The organism is Streptomyces sp. NPDC031340 (assembly GCF_055569945.1).
This window is the reverse complement of the sequence record NZ_JBVIIE010000032.1, coordinates 86,186-100,685: the sequence shown is the minus strand read 5'-3', so window position 1 is coordinate 100,685 and position 14,500 is coordinate 86,186. Positions and strand designations below refer to the sequence as shown.

The following is a 14,500-nucleotide window of genomic DNA, read 5'->3' as shown; positions in this document are numbered from 1 at the left end:
CCCACACCCCCCCCCCCCCCCCCCCCCCCCCCCCCCCCCCCCCCCCCCCCCCCCCCCCCCCCCCCCCCCCCCCCCCCCCCCCCCCCCCCCCCCCCCCCCCCCCCCCCGACGCGGGTTCCGACGGGCCCGTTTCGCACCCGTACGAACGAGGACAGTGTTGGGCCAGGGAGGGGAACCCCGCCGCGCGCAGGCGTACGACGGGGAGCTGGGCGAGGCCGTGGCGCGGGCCAAGGAGGGCGACGAAGCCGCCTTCGCCGTCGCGTACCGACTCGTCCAGCCGGGACTGCTCGGCTATCTCCGGGGGATCGTCGGCGACGACGCCGAGGACGTGGCCTCCGACGCCTGGCTGGAGATAGCCCGCGACCTCGGGCGGTTCAGGGGCGACGGCGCGGGCTTCCGCGGCTGGACGGCGACGATAGCCCGGCACCGGGCGCTGGACCATCTGCGCCGGCAGAAGGTGCGCCCCCGGTCCTCGGCGCTCGAACAGGACGTGCTGGAGCTGCCCGGCCACCAGAACACCCACGAGCAGGCCCTGGAGGCGCTCTCCACCGAGCGCGCCCTGGAACTGGTCCGCAGTCTGCCCCGCGACCAGGCCGAGGCCGTGCTGCTGAGAGTCGTCGTCGGTCTCGACGGTCCCGCCGCGGCCCGCGTCCTCGGCAAGCGCCCCGGCGCCGTGCGCACCGCCGCTCACCGGGGGCTGAAGGGTCTCGCCCGCCGGCTCGGCGTCCCGGGTGTGACGAATGGGAATCCCCGGACGCTGGGGGAGTCGAAATGAACGGCAGCGGCGGCACGGACGCCGCGGGCGGTGCGGGCGGCGGCGAGGGCCGGCCGCGCGACGGGTCTGACAGGGATGGGTACGGACATGGGTGAACGGCAGGGCGACGGCAGTACCTCCGGCCGTCGGCGTGTGCGCCCCGGCGGTCCCGTGTCCGGCCCCGTGTCCGGCCCCGTGTCCGGCCCCGTGTCCGGCCCCGTGTCCGGTGCCGAAGGCGCGGCGGAGAGCGCGGCGCTGGAGCAGCTGCTCGCCGCGGCGATACGCCGGGACGCCGTCGACGCCGAGGGCGAGCAGCGGGCGGTGGCCGCCTTCCGGGCCGCCCGGGAGGCCGGTGCGCTCCGCACGCGGACCCGGCGCCGGGACGACTGGCGCCCGCGTGAGCGCGGGCGGGCGGGCCGCTCGCTGAAGGCCACCCTGGCGCTGTTCCTGGCCGGGCTGACCGTCAGCGGCGTCGCCGTCGCGGCCATCGGCACCGCCGGGTCGTCGGACGACGACCGCGGCAGCGGGCGGCCGCGTCCGTCGGGCAGTGCCGCGACGGCGTCCTCCGGCGCGTCGTCCGCGGCCGGCTCCCGCACGCCGGGCGCCTCCGCCGCTCCGGACCGTCCGGGGACCGCGCGGGACACCGAGGCCCATTGCCGGACGTACGAGTCGGTCGGCGGCCGGGGCAGCGCGCTGGAGGCGACGGCCTGGCAGTGGCTGATCACGGCCGCGGGCGGCGAGGAGAAGGTCGCCGGGTACTGCGCCCGGCAACTGGCGGGGAGCACGCCGTCGGCGGCCGCGAGCGACCACGCCAAGAGCGACGGGACCGGCAGGCCGAGCGAACCGGGCGCCGCCACCACTCCTGCCGCCGCCGCCGCGAGTCAGGGCGCCGTGACTCCGGGCCCCGCCGCGAGCCGCGGCGCCGCCACGACCCCGGCCGCCCCCACCACGGGGGCGGCAGCCGGCGCGGGCAACGGCAACGGCAACGGCAAGTCGGGCGAGGACAACGACAAGAGCGGCTGAGGACCTCGCCGGGAACCGGACAGGGGCGAGGATCCGAAGGAGCGAAGGGCCGAGAAGTCCCGAAGCGCTCGAAGGGCCGAGGAGTCTTGAAGGGCTCGCAGGGCTTGAGGGCCGAGGAGTCTTGAAGGGCTCGAAGGGTTCGAAGGGCCGGGGAGCCCCGAAAGGCCTCGACGGCCAGGAAGCCCCGAAGGCTCCGGGGATTCGATGAGTCCCGCCGGGATTCGAAGAGTCCCGAACGGCTCCGGGATCGGAGGGGGCCGAAGGGCTCGGGCCGGCCGCCCGCGGGCCCGGGCAGGGGTGCCGCACGACAACGGCCGGGGCCGCCACCCCCCACAGGAGAGGCCCCGGCCGTCGCGCGGTACGGGCCGCGCGGCGGCCCGTACTCCCTACAGCGCCCCGGGTGCGTTTTCTGTCACACCCCGCTCCATCACAAGACCGTTGCAGCTCGTGCGGACATGGACGAGCAGCGGTTTCAGGTCGTAACGTGCCTTTCGCGCCGGGCGCGGAGGGGGATCGCCGCAACCATCGGCCGACCAATCGACTGAGGAACACGGGTGCTGGGGGACGACGCGGAGCTGACCGCCGCGGTGCTTGCGGCACAGGACGGGAACGAGACCGCGTTCCGGACTGTGTACCGGGCGGTGCACCCACGGCTGCTCGGATACGTACGGACACTGGTCGGCGATCCGGACGCCGAGGACGTCGCCTCCGAGGCATGGCTGCAGATCGCCCGTGACCTGGGCCGCTTCGACGGGGACGCGGACCGCTTCCGCGGCTGGGCCGCCCGGATCGCCCGCAACCGCGCGCTGGACCACATCCGGATGCGCGGCCGCCGTCCCGCCGTCGGCGGCGACGAGACGGAGCTGACGGGCCGGGCCGCCGAGTCCGACACCGCGGGCGAGGCCATCGAGGCGCTGGCCACCGACCGCACCCTCTCCCTCATCGCCCGGCTGCCGCGGGACCAGGCCGAGGCGGTCGTGCTGCGCGTGGTCGTGGGCCTCGACGCGAAGACGGCCGCGGAGACGCTGGGCAAGCGTCCGGGCGCCGTGCGCACCGCGGCGCACCGCGGTCTCAAGCGTCTCGCCGAACTCATCGGCGCCGATCCGGAATCGGCCGGCGCGCTCGACGCGCTGCCTTCCCAGCGAGAACCGAGCGGCCGCGCGGTGACGTCCGCGACAGTGACGCATATGCGCGCGCGGACGCAGAAGGACATGTGATGGCCGACGAGCAGTACAGGTGGCTGGACCGCGAGACGGCGGAGCTCCTGCTCACCGGGCAGTCCCTCGAAGCTGTCGACCCCACCGCCCGTGACCAGGCAGAACGGCTCGCCAAGGCGCTCGGTTCACTGACCGCGGAACCCGCCGCGGAAGACGCCGGACTCCCGGGCGAGGCCGCCGCGCTGGCCGCCTTCCGCGCGGCGCGGGCCGACGCCTCGGCCGGCCGTTCCGCCGCCGTCGCCGCCGGCGACGACCACTCGGATGCCGAGTCCTCGGACGCCGGCCTGGTCCGCCTCGGCCGGCCGAGCGGAATCGGCAGACGGCGCCGCTGGAACCGCCCCGTCCGCCTCGGGCTGTCCGCCGCGCTGACCGCCGTCCTGGTCGGCGGGGTCGCGGTCGCGGCCACGAGCGGCTTCCTGACCGGGCCCTTCGGCGGTGACGAACCCCGTCCGGGCGCCTCGGTGTCGGTCGCCGGGACGCCGGACCGGCCGCTCGGATCGCCGCCGTCCGCCGGCTTACTGCAGGGCGAGCCCTCGCCCGGCGGCTCCACCGCCGGCGCCACGGGACCGGCGGACCCGCACGGCACCCCGGACGGCGGGGCCTCGGAAGAGGCCGGTTCCGGCGGTGGGGGCGGCTGGTGGGGCGGCGCCCTGTCGGCCTGCCGTGCGGTGCGCGACGGCAGGGAACTGGGCCCCGGCCGCAGACGCGCCCTGGAGCAGGCAGCGGGCGGCTCCGGCACGGCCCGCGTGTGGAAGTACTGCCAGGGCGTCCTCTCCGGGACCGGCACCGGCGCCGCGGAAGGCAACGGCGACGCCAACGGCAAGGAGAAGGACACCGGCGGCTCCACCGCCAACGGCAACGACGGGAAGAACAACGGCAACGGCAAGGGGAACGGCAACGGCGCCGGGAACGGCAACGGCAACGGCAACGGCAACGGCAACGGCAAGGGCAAGGGCAAGGGCGGCCAGGACGACGACCAAGGTGACGACGACCAGGGTGACGACGACCAGGGCGACGGCGCACCCCGCCTGGCCCCCGGCGGGAACGGCACCCCGGCCGCCACGTCGCCCGCGCCCTCGCCGAGCCCCACGTACAGCGCCCTCTGATCCGGCGCGCCGTGCGGTGATCTGGCCTTTCGCGGCCCGGGAAAAATTCTTCACGCGGGGTGTGACGTTTTCGGGCGCGGCGGCGCAGTAAGGAGTGAGCCGACTGGTCATCGGCTTTCTGCACGGAGCCGGGGTTCCCCCCGTACCCACGGCTCGTGCGCATCGGCGCGGGCGGGACACGTTCCCCCGGTCCCGTCCGCGCCCCTAACCTCCTTGAATCCCCGCGAGCATCACCGGCGGAACACGACGACCTTGTCGCCGTACCGCACCTGCGCGTACAGGCCGGCGATCGCCGCCTCGTCCCGGACGTTGACGCAGCCGTGCGAGGCGCCGGCGTAGCCGTGGGCGGCGAAGTCGTACGAGAAGTGCACGGCCTGGCCGCCGCTGAAGAACATCGCGTAGGGCATGGACGAGTCGTAGAGCGTCGACCAGTGGTGGCGCGACTTCCAGTACACGTGGAACACGCCCTCGCGGGTGGGCGTGCCCCGCGAGCCGAAGCGGACCGGCATGGTGGAGACCGTGCGGCCGTCGATCATCCAGCGCAGGGTGCGGGTCGTCTTGTCGATGCACAGGACCCGCCCGGTCAGGCAGCGCGGATCGGGCGCGCCGGCGGGCTGGCCGCCCATCAGGTACAGCTCCCACTTCCCCGGCTCGTGCGTCATGCGCAGCAGCCGCCGCCAGGTGACGGCGTCCGTCCGGCCGGTCCGCGGCAGCCCGCGCTTGCCCTGGAAGCCCCGGACCGCCTGCTCGGTCAGGTCGTCGTACGTCCCCGTGGGACCGTCGAACAGCCAGTCCACCTGGCGCAGCCGGGCCTGGAGTTCGCGCACCCCGGGGCCGGTGTCGCCGCGCGACCACAGGACGGCGCCGCCGCCGGCCGAGGAGGAGTCCGGTGGGGTGCCGCCGGACGCGGTGGCGGGGGGAGCGCTGCCCGGCAGTTGGATGCGCACCGGTGAGCGGCCGGTGCCGTCCGTGCCCTGTACGGTGCAGCCGCACAGGCCGGCCAGGGCGGCCAGCGCCGCCGTCGCGGCGATCAGTCTCACCGTGCCCGCAGTACGCACCGCGCCCCCAGCCGTCTCACCGATGTGCTCGCCTGCCCCTCTGATGCTGCCCGCAGGTGACGGGCCGCGAACGGCGGGGCATTGTTGTGACCGGGACCGCATCCACCCTGTGAGCAAGGTCCCAGGGTGCGCCCCTGCACCCGGTGCACGGCCGACGCTACAGTCCGTCGCAGGGTCGGTCTGTACTGGCGTAACTGGCGAGTAACTGCTGAGCGGGAGGCAACACACCATGGCGCGCGAGTCGGAGTCCGGACTGCCCATCGAGCCGGTGTACGGGCCGGAGGCCCTGGCGGGCTGGGACCCGGAGCAGAAGCTGGGTGAGCCGGGGAAGTACCCGTTCACCCGTGGTGTGTACCCGTCGATGTACACGGGCCGTCCGTGGACGATGCGCCAGTACGCCGGCTTCGGCACGGCGACGGAGTCGAACGCGCGCTACAAGCAGCTGATCGCCAACGGCACCATGGGTCTGTCGGTCGCCTTCGACCTGCCCACCCAGATGGGCCACGACTCGGACGCGCCGATCGCGTCCGGCGAGGTCGGCAAGGTCGGCGTGGCCATCGACTCGATCGACGACATGCGGGTGCTGTTCGGCGGTATCCCGCTGGACAAGGTCTCGACGTCGATGACCATCAACGCGCCCGCCGCGCTGCTGCTCCTGCTGTACCAACTGGTCGCGGAGGAGCAGGGCGTCTCCGCCGACAAGCTCACCGGCACGATCCAGAACGACGTGCTGAAGGAGTACATCGCGCGCGGCACGTACATCTTCCCGCCGAAGCCCTCCCTGCGGCTGATCGCGGACATCTTCAAGTACTGCAAGGCCGAGATCCCGAAGTGGAACACGATCTCGATCTCCGGCTACCACATGGCGGAGGCGGGCGCCTCTCCCGCGCAGGAGATCGCCTTCACCCTTGCCGACGGCATCGAGTACGTCCGCACGGCGGTCGCGGCGGGCATGGACGTCGACGACTTCGCGCCCCGCCTGTCGTTCTTCTTCGTGGCCCGCACGACGCTGCTGGAGGAGGTCGCGAAGTTCCGGGCGGCGCGCCGGATCTGGGCGCGGGTGATGCGGGACGAGTTCGGTGCGAAGAACCCCAAGTCGCTGATGCTGCGTTTCCACACGCAGACGGCCGGGGTGCAGCTGACGGCGCAGCAGCCGGAGGTGAACCTGGTCCGGGTGGCGGTGCAGGGTCTGGCGGCGGTGCTGGGCGGCACGCAGTCGCTGCACACCAACTCCTTCGACGAGGCGATCGCGCTGCCGACGGACAAGTCCGCGCGCCTGGCGCTGCGCACGCAGCAGGTCCTCGCCTACGAGACGGACGTGACGGCGACCGTCGACCCCTTCGCCGGGTCGTACGTCATCGAGAAGATGACCGACGACGTCGAGGCGGCGGCGCTGGAGCTGATGAAGAAGGTCGAGGACCTCGGCGGCGCGGTGACGGCCATCGAGCACGGCTTCCAGAAGAACGAGATCGAGCGCAGCGCCTACCGCATCGCCCAGGAGACGGACTCCGGCGAGCGGGTCGTGGTCGGCGTCAACCGGTTCCAGCTCGACGAGGAGGAGCCGTACGAGCCGCTGCGCGTCGACCCCGCCATCGAGGCCCAGCAGGCCGAACGCCTCGCCAGGCTGCGCGCCGAACGCGACCAGACCGCCGTGGACTCGGCCCTCGCCGCCCTGAAGAAGGCCGCCGAGGGCGAGGACAACGTCCTCTACCCGATGAAGGACGCCCTCCGCGCCCGCGCCACGGTCGGCGAGGTCTGCAACGCCCTGCGCGAGATCTGGGGCACGTACGTCCCGTCGGACGCGTTCTGAGCTGGGCGGTTCCACCGTACGAGTGAACGGGGGCGGGAACGCCGCGCCCCCGGCCGCTCTGGCGGAGAGTGGGCCCCGAAAGGGGGACGCCATGGCCGCAGTGCAGCAAGCGCTGACCCTGGGCGAGGCCGCTGACCGGCTCGCCCATGCCCTGCCCGGTCACCGTGTGGAGGTTCTCCAGGGAAGGCTCACGGTGACACCGCCGCGGGATGCCTCGCATCAACTGACACTGACCAGAATGGGCAGGTCGCTGGACCGGGCGGGCATCGTGGGGACGGGGCGTGAATGGGTCCAGGGAATCGGACTCTGGCTGCCCACGCCGTCCGACTTCGCGGTTCCCGACCTCTCCGTGGTCGACGAGGGCCCCTTCCGCGACGCCCACGTCACCAAGAACTACTACGCCCCGCACGTCTTCCGCCTGGTCGTCGAGATCACGTCGTCGAACTGGTCCGACGACCTCGGCCCGAAGGTCGAGTGCTACGCCCAGGCGGGCATCCCGGCCTACCTCGTCGCCGACCGCAAGCACGGTGAGGTGCTGCTGTACACGGACCCGGCCGACGGCAAGTATCCCGACCCCCAGCGGTTCAAGCGCGGACAGGACCTGGTTCTGCCGGAGTCGGTCGGGGTGCGGGTCGAGCTGTCCGTGGACACCCTGCTCGACGGCTGAAACACCCGCGCGGAGTGTCGTACCCGTGTGCGACACTCCGGACATGTTCGGCGTCATCGATCTGCCCACCTATCTGGCCGGGCTCGTGCTCATCGTGCTGCTGCCCGGGCCCAACTCGCTGTACGTGCTGTCCGTGGCCGCCCGGCGCGGGGTACGGGCCGGGTACGGGGCGGCGGCCGGGGTGTGGTGCGGGGACGCCGTGCTGATGACGCTGTCCGCCGCCGGCGTCGCCTCGCTGCTCCAGGCGAACGCCCTGCTGTTCGGCATCGTGAAGTACGCCGGCGCCGGATACCTGACCTGGCTCGCGGCCGGCATGATGCGGGCCGCGTGGGGGATGTGGCGCACCCGGCGGGAGAAGGCCGTGCCCGAGGACGTCGCCGTGACCGTCACCGACGAGCGGCCCTACCGCCGAGCCCTGGTCATCAGCCTCTTCAACCCCAAGGCGATCCTGTTCTTCGTCGCCTTCTTCGTGCAGTTCGTGGACCCCGGCTACGCCTACCCCGCCCTGTCCTTCGTCGTCCTCGGCGTCTTCGCGCAGCTCGCGAGCGTGCTCTACCTCAGCGCGCTGATATTCGGCGGCACCCGGCTGGCCGCCGCCTTCCGCCGCCGCAAGCGGCTCGCGGCCACGGCCACCTCGGCGGCCGGGGCGCTGTTCCTGGGCTTCGCGGTGAAGCTGTCGCTGGCGAGCGTGTGATCCCCAGCATGTGATCCCCAGCATGTGATCCCCGGCATGTGATCCCCGGCATGTGATCACCAGCGTGCCGAAGTACGCCAAGTGCTCGTGTGCTGACGGGTTTTCGGGTTCGCGCCGCAGGTGGGCCGGGGCGGCGGAGCAACGATTCTCCCCCCGGCCCCGACGGGTTCACCTGAACGTCGTTTTGCCTTCCTAATTTGGCCCGGCATCCCCCCGCGCCGCGGTGAACCCCGGCGGGTGAGGCACGTTCACAGCTTGGTTCGGCACATACCCAGGAGCGCCATGACGAGGGTCCACAACAGACGGGCACGCGCACGCGGAGGGGAGCTGGACGACTGCCTGCGCGCCTGCGCCGTGCACAGCGGCAAACTCGTCGGCAGCATCGACCGCCGCCGCGTCGAACTCGCCGAACAACTGCGCAAGCTGCTCGTCGTGTGGGGCACCACCGCCACCACGGCCGCCGCGCCCGCCCCGGCCGGCGGCGCCACCGCGCTGCTCAAGCGTGCCGTCAAGGGCGCCGCCGCCCCCGCCTCCGCCGGCCTCGGCAACGAACTGCTCGACGCCCTGCTCGCCGTCGCCAACAAGGCGCTGGAGTGCGGCTACGACGACGAGCTGAACCTCGCCCTGATCATCAGCGACACCGTGCTCGCCCAGCGCAAGAACTCCCGCGCCGGCTGGCGGCTGCGCGCCCGCCTCCTGGAGGCCATCGGCGACGAGGCGGAGGCGCTGGAGGCGTACGAGAAGTACCTCTCGCTCACGAACGACGACGGCTTCGGCGTCCGCAACCGCATCGCCGGCCTGCGCCTGGCCGGCGAGAAGGAGCGCGAACTGCTCGCGCTGCTCGGCCGCCAGGTGCCGCGCGCCGCGGAGTTCACCCGCCGCCCCGCCACCGAGGTGTGGGCCGAGGGCCTGGCCGCGCACGCCGTCGGCGACTGGGCCGAGGCCGAGCCCCGGCTGGTGGGAGCGCTCCTCACGCTGGCCGCCGAGGACGCCCCGGTCACCGACCGGCAGGACCTGCTCAGCCAGTACCTCGACCTGCGCACCGCCGTCCCCGGCGTCGACCTGCCCGCCCTCACCGACGCCCTCGCGCTCTACGCCGAGCAGCGCCGCAGCCGGATGCGCGGCCCCGTCGCCGACCCGACCGTCGGCGGCGTGCAGTGGATCAGCCTCGGCGAGTTCCGCAACCTGATCACCGGCAAGTCCATCTGCCTGATCGCCAACTCCGGTCGCGTGGGCGCCAGTTCGATGGGCGCCGAGATCGACGCGTACGACCTGGTGGTGCGCTTCAACTCGTACAAGATCGACCCGAAGCACACCGGCAGCCGCACCGACATCCACGCCACCATCCACAAGCACGGCTTCAACTGGGACCAGCAGGTCACCACCCGCCTGGTCTTCGGCGGCATCTCCGGCGACTGGAAGCACTCGCTGCGCAACCGCCTGGTGCCCGGCGCCCAGACCTACCTCGGCGACGAGTCGCTGCGCTGGCCCCTGCGCAACATCGGCAAGCTCGGCGCCGACGCCTGGTCGGGCATCCCGACCACCGGCTTCAACATGCTGTGGCTGCTGGACTTCCTCGACGTCAGCCCCAGGCTCGACCTGATCGGCTTCGACTTCTACGAGAGCGGCGCCTACCGCGTGCCGGAGGCGATGAAGCTGGCCATCACATCCGTGCACGAATACACCAGCGAGAAGGAATGGGTCATGCAGCGGGCCCAGAGCGTGACCGACATGAGGATATCCCTGCGATGACCACGACCTCCCTGACCGCGCCCGCCGCGGGACCGGCCCCGGCGACCGACGCCTCCGCGCTCACCGGCAAGCGCCGCATCGCCTTCGCCTCCTACGTCGACGAGAACTACCTGCCCGGCTTCCTCGTCCTGCTGCGCAGCCTCGCCCTGTCCAACCCGGGCGTCTGCGAGGACTTCGTCGTCCTCTACGACGACCTGCGCCCCGGCTCCGTCGCGAAGATCCGCGACCTGCACCCGCGCATCGTCCTCAAGCGCGTCGACGCCGACCACTACGACTCGTACAAGAAGGGCGACCAGGACAACTACCTGGTCCGCAAGGCGTACTTCATCCTCGACGTCTTCAAGCTCCGCGAGTACGACACCGTCATCACCCTCGACACCGACATGGTGGTCCTCGGCGACCTGAGCGAACTGCTCAGGCTGCGCGAGGGACTCGCGGCCGTGCCGCAGTTCTTCTATGGACAGCACAAGCTCAACTCCGGCCTGCTGGTCATCCAGCGCGAGTACCTCAGCGACGAGTTCTGCGCGAAGCTCGACCGGTGCGGGCGCAGCGGCGACTACGAGCTCGACAAGCACGACCAGGGCATCCTCAACGCCGTCCTGGACGGCGACTTCGTCCGCCTCGACCCCCGCTACAACTTCGTCAAGCGGCGGCTGTCCGGCGATCTGCCGGTCCCCGAGGACACCGCGATCCTGCACTTCACCGGCCGCCACAAGCCGTGGCAGGGCGGCGAGGCCGGCTACAGCCAGGCCGAGGACCGCTGGCGCGAGTTCGACCTGTCCGACGCCGACTTCCACGCCGCCTACCTGGCCTCCTCCGGCGGACTCCACCACGACCTGCTCGTCCACTACGGCACCCCGCACGTCGCCCGCACCGGAGACGCCGAGGTCGCCCGCAAGGTCGCCGCCGCGCACATCGCCTCCGGCGACTACCAGGACGCCGTCGACATCCTCGGCAGCGTCCGCGTCCCGCTCGACGAGGCGTGGCCGCACGAGGTGCTGGGCCACGCCCTGATGAGCGTCTCGCGCTACGCCGAGGCCGAGGCGCAGCTGCTGCTGGCCACCGCCGCCCCCAACCGGGCCGCCACCGCCTACGCCCGCCTCGCGCAGATGGCCTGGGTGCACGGCGACAACGCCAAGTCGCTGAAGTACGCCACGGCCGGCCTGTCCGTCGACCCGACCCACCGCTCCAGCCGCCTGTGGGCGCAGCGCGCGTCCTCCGTGCCGGCCCAGGAACTCGGCGCCCCCGAGGACCAGTTGGCGCACGTCGCGTTCTACATGGACCGGCAGGGCAACGCGGGCGACAAGCTGCTCCCGGAGAGCGTCCGCCTCGCCTTCGGGCCGGACACCGGCTCCCGCCGCTGGCACTCCGTGCACGCCCACCGCCTGTTCGACGAGGCGGCCCTGGAACGCGTCAACGCCCGCCGCGGCCTGGTCATCGGCGGCGGCGGCCTGTTCATCCCGGACACCATGCCCAACGGCAACAGCGCCTGGCAGTGGAACGTCCCGGACGAGCTGCTGGACCGTATCGACGTGCCGATCTCGGTGTTCGCGGTGGGCTTCAACGCCTTCGACGGCCAGTCCTACCGGGCCGGCCGGTTCCGCCAGTCGCTGCGGCTGCTCGTCGAGCGGTCCTCCTTCTTCGGGCTGCGCAACCACGGCTCGATCGAGAAGGTCCGGGCCATGCTCCCGGACCACCTCAAGGGCAAGGTGCGCTTCCAGCCCTGCCCGACGACGGTCACCCGTCAGCTCGTGCCGGGCTGGCAGGACCCCGCCCGCCGCGACGACACCATCCTGATCAACGCCGCCTACGACCGCGCGGGCCTGCGCTTCGGCCACGACTACGGCTACTTCCTGGCCCAGATGGCGCAGGCCGTCCGGGACCTGGGCGAACTCGCCGAGGTGCAGTGCGTCGCGCACTCGCTCGACGACGAGAAGATCGCCTTCGACCTGCGCCGCGAGCACGGCATCTCGCTGCCGGTCATCCCGATGTACGACTTCGAGAACAAGGAGATCCTCGACCTGTACGCCCGCACCAAGCTGGTCATCGGCATGCGCGGGCACGCCGGAATGATCCCGTTCGGCTGCGGCACGCCCATCATCAGCCTGATCTCGCACCCGAAGATGGCGTACTTCCTGAACGACATCGAGCGGCCCGAGTGGGGCGTCTCCGTGCACGACCGCCACCTCGCCGCCCGCCTGGTGGAGCGCTCCCGGGAACTGCTCGCCGACCACGCGAAGACCGTGGCCGACGTGCACGGCCGCCAGCAGGAGCTGTGGAAGGTCACCGAGGCGAACGCCGCCGACCTGCGGGTCGTCCTGGGCGGCTGACCGTGGCGACGGCCCTCGCCGACGACTCGGCCGCACGGACCGGGCAGGCGGGCCGCCGCGCACCCCTGTGGTGGGCGGCGGTCGCCCTGCCCGCCGCGGCGGCCGTGGTGTACACCGTGGTCACCCGGCGCCTCACCGGCGACCTGCACTACGTGCTCGCCGCCCTGCGCGCCGGCCGCGCGGCCGGCTACTCGCCGTCCGAGGTCTTCACCCACCGGCCGTTCTTCTACCGGTGGTTCATCGCGGTCCTCGACCGGCTGACCGCCTCCGGCGGTTCGACGCCGGTCCGCGAGGCCCTGATGGGGGCGGTCGGCGTCCTGCTCGCCGGGGCGGCCGGGTACGCCCTGCACACCGCCCTGCTGCGCCGGCTCACCCGGCGCGAGGCCGCGCTCACGGCGGGCGCCACCGGCCTCGCCCTGGCCCTCGCCCCCCGCAACGACTTCCTCCAGCCGGAATGGGCGGCCGTCGTGCTGACGGTGTTCGCGGTGGCCGCGACGCTCGGCCCGGCGCGCCCGTGGCGGGGCGTCCTGCTCGCCGCGGTGCCGCTGGGGCTGGCGGTGATGATGAAGTACTCCACCGCCGCGACGGCCGCGATCGGCGTGCTGCTCGTGTACGCCGTCGACCGGGGCCGCGCCGTACGGCTCGCCCTGGCCGGGGCGGGCGCGGCGGCGGCCCTGTTCGGGCTGAGCGTCCTCGCCGGATCGCGCGAGCGGCAGTGGACCGCGGACATGCCGCGGATCAACCAGTCGGCGCTGAGCCGGACCGGCCTCCACGCTTCCGTCCTCGGCCGGTCCGTCGACTTCCTCGCCGACCGCGCGGTGGCCACGCCGGTGCTGCTGCTCCTGCCGGGCGCGCTGCTCCTCGTCCTGGCCCGGGTGCGCGGGCGCCGGAGGCGGGCCGAGGTGCTGCTGGTCGCGGTCACCGCCGCGGTCGCCGCGCAGGCGGTCGTGGTCGTGCAGGGCAACTGGTTCCTCTACCACGCCGCCCAGCTGCCGGTGCTGGCCGCCGCCGTCTGGGGCCTCGCGGTGGGCGGCGCGCGCCGGTCGCCGCCCTGGTGCTTCGGGGCCGTGTCCCTGGCGTACGGCGTGCTGCCGGTGCTGTACGCCGAGCTGCCCAAGGGGCTGCAACGGCCGTGGGAGGTGTGGGCGGCGGGCCTGCTCGCGCTGGCGGCGGCCGCCGTGGACGCCCGGGCCGCGGGGCGTGACCCCGTCCCCGCGCCCGCGGGCCGGGGCGCCGCCCGCTCCGCCGTCCCGGTCGCCCTCTTCGGGGTGGTGTGCCTGGCCGCGGCCGTCTGGCCCGGCTCCCCGCATCTGGTCGACCGCGGAAAGGTCACCGAGACCAGCGCCCAGTACCTGGAGGAGCTGCGCAGCACCGAGCGGGAGGCCGACCGGATCCGCGCCGAGCTGCCCGCCGGCGCCCCGGTGCTCTACCTCGCGTTCGGCGACACGGCGTACTACGTCGGCCACCCCGCCCGCTGCCGCTACCCCATCGCCACGTTCCTGCAGCGCACCCGCTTCCTCCCGGACGTCACGCGGCTGCCGTCGTACCGGGAGAACGCCGACTGCGTCGACCACCACCCCGCGCCCTACGCGGTGCTGGAACGCCCCTGGTTCCGCCCCGGCAAGGTCGACCCGGCCCTCTGGCGCCGCATCGAGGCGGTGTACGACTGTCCGCCCGGGGGCGAGGGGGAGCGGGTGGTGCTGTGCACTCGCAGGCACAGCGCCTGACCGGCGGGCGGCCCCGGGCGCATCCCGGCGGCCCGCCGAACGGTGGAGCGGTTCCCCCGAAGAGGTGGGCGGCCCCGCGAGCGCGAGCCGAGGTGGCCGAAAGAGGCAACACTAGCAATGTGTGACCGTACAGTCACGCAACGTCGCGTGCTGTGTCGCGGTGCACGTCTTCCCCACCCACTCCCTCAGCGTTAGGAGCAGGACATGATCACCGATCTTCTCGCCGGCATCGTGGAATTCCTCGGGGTGCTGCTGTAACGGGCGCGCACGCCGGCCTGGGGGGGGGGGTGTGCGGGGGGGGGGGGGGGACACACCCGGCTTCCCAGCCGGGTAGGCCCAGGACAACCAAAACGGCCCCCTCC

At 73.2% G+C, this 14,500-nt stretch carries 11 protein-coding genes; 10 read left to right on the top strand and 1 reads right to left on the bottom strand.

The features are described from left to right. The first annotated feature begins 157 nt into the window (after positions 1–157). From ACZ5GT_RS24585 to ACZ5GT_RS24570, 4 genes are all read left to right on the top strand, one after another. Positions 158–775 carry an RNA polymerase sigma factor gene (locus ACZ5GT_RS24585; RefSeq protein WP_469029854.1) on the top strand — a complete coding sequence of 206 codons (618 nt, stop codon included), beginning with the start codon at positions 158–160 and terminating at the stop codon, positions 773–775. A 198-nt stretch (positions 776–973) separates the two neighbouring features. Then, entirely contained in the window at positions 974–1,777 is an 804-nt protein-coding gene (locus ACZ5GT_RS24580) for a hypothetical protein (protein ID WP_469029821.1), read from the top strand. A gap of 554 nt (positions 1,778–2,331) precedes the next feature. After that, entirely contained in the window at positions 2,332–2,994 is a 663-nt protein-coding gene (locus ACZ5GT_RS24575) for an RNA polymerase sigma factor (RefSeq protein ID WP_469029819.1), read from the top strand. Beyond that, complete coding sequence (locus ACZ5GT_RS24570; RefSeq protein ID WP_469029814.1) at positions 2,994–4,100, top strand: hypothetical protein; 1,107 nt, start codon at positions 2,994–2,996, stop codon at positions 4,098–4,100. Before ACZ5GT_RS24575 ends, ACZ5GT_RS24570 begins: the two co-directional genes overlap by 1 nt. 230 nt (positions 4,101–4,330) lie before the next feature. On the opposite strand, the gene ACZ5GT_RS24565 is transcribed toward ACZ5GT_RS24570, so the two are convergent. Continuing rightward, on the bottom strand, positions 4,331–5,140 hold the full coding sequence (locus ACZ5GT_RS24565) for a L,D-transpeptidase family protein (RefSeq protein WP_469029810.1): 810 nt from the start codon (positions 5,138–5,140) through the stop codon (positions 4,331–4,333). A 247-nt stretch (positions 5,141–5,387) separates the two neighbouring features. Here ACZ5GT_RS24565 and ACZ5GT_RS24560 point away from each other — a divergent pair, with 247 nt between their 5' ends. The 6 genes from ACZ5GT_RS24560 to ACZ5GT_RS24535 all read left to right on the top strand — a co-directional run bounded on the left by ACZ5GT_RS24560 (position 5,388) and on the right by ACZ5GT_RS24535 (position 14,138). After that, complete coding sequence (locus ACZ5GT_RS24560; protein ID WP_469029806.1) at positions 5,388–6,968, top strand: acyl-CoA mutase large subunit family protein; 1,581 nt, start codon at positions 5,388–5,390, stop codon at positions 6,966–6,968. 91 nt (positions 6,969–7,059) lie between these two features. Beyond that, the gene (locus ACZ5GT_RS24555) at positions 7,060–7,635 is read left to right on the top strand and encodes a Uma2 family endonuclease (protein ID WP_469029803.1); all 576 of its coding nucleotides are present in this window, start codon (positions 7,060–7,062) and stop codon (positions 7,633–7,635) included. 43 nt (positions 7,636–7,678) lie between these two features. After that, positions 7,679–8,329 carry a leucine efflux protein LeuE gene (gene leuE, locus ACZ5GT_RS24550; protein ID WP_469029800.1) on the top strand — a complete coding sequence of 217 codons (651 nt, stop codon included), beginning with the start codon at positions 7,679–7,681 and terminating at the stop codon, positions 8,327–8,329. Positions 8,330–8,611: 282 nt separating this feature from the next. Continuing rightward, on the top strand, positions 8,612–10,081 hold the full coding sequence (locus ACZ5GT_RS24545; protein ID WP_469029797.1) for a glycosyltransferase family 29 protein: 1,470 nt from the start codon (positions 8,612–8,614) through the stop codon (positions 10,079–10,081). Then, positions 10,078–12,411 carry a glycosyltransferase gene (locus tag ACZ5GT_RS24540; RefSeq protein WP_469029794.1) on the top strand — a complete coding sequence of 778 codons (2,334 nt, stop codon included), beginning with the start codon at positions 10,078–10,080 and terminating at the stop codon, positions 12,409–12,411. Before ACZ5GT_RS24545 ends, ACZ5GT_RS24540 begins: the two co-directional genes overlap by 4 nt. A gap of 2 nt (positions 12,412–12,413) precedes the next feature. Continuing rightward, complete coding sequence (locus tag ACZ5GT_RS24535; RefSeq protein ID WP_469029789.1) at positions 12,414–14,138, top strand: hypothetical protein; 1,725 nt, start codon at positions 12,414–12,416, stop codon at positions 14,136–14,138. Positions 14,139–14,500 lie beyond the last annotated feature (362 nt).

What these genes read in the sequence shown, in the direction of transcription:
- ACZ5GT_RS24570 (WP_469029814.1), top strand. Translation starts at nt 2,994, where the DNA reads ATGGCCGACGAGCAGTACAGGTGGCTGGACCGCGAGACGGCGGAGCTC.
- ACZ5GT_RS24560 (WP_469029806.1), top strand. Translation starts at nt 5,388, where the DNA reads ATGGCGCGCGAGTCGGAGTCCGGACTGCCCATCGAGCCGGTGTACGGG.
- ACZ5GT_RS24555 (WP_469029803.1), top strand. Translation starts at nt 7,060, where the DNA reads ATGGCCGCAGTGCAGCAAGCGCTGACCCTGGGCGAGGCCGCTGACCGG.
- leuE (WP_469029800.1), top strand. Translation starts at nt 7,679, where the DNA reads ATGTTCGGCGTCATCGATCTGCCCACCTATCTGGCCGGGCTCGTGCTC.
- ACZ5GT_RS24545 (WP_469029797.1), top strand. Translation starts at nt 8,612, where the DNA reads ATGACGAGGGTCCACAACAGACGGGCACGCGCACGCGGAGGGGAGCTG.
- ACZ5GT_RS24540 (WP_469029794.1), top strand. Translation starts at nt 10,078, where the DNA reads ATGACCACGACCTCCCTGACCGCGCCCGCCGCGGGACCGGCCCCGGCG.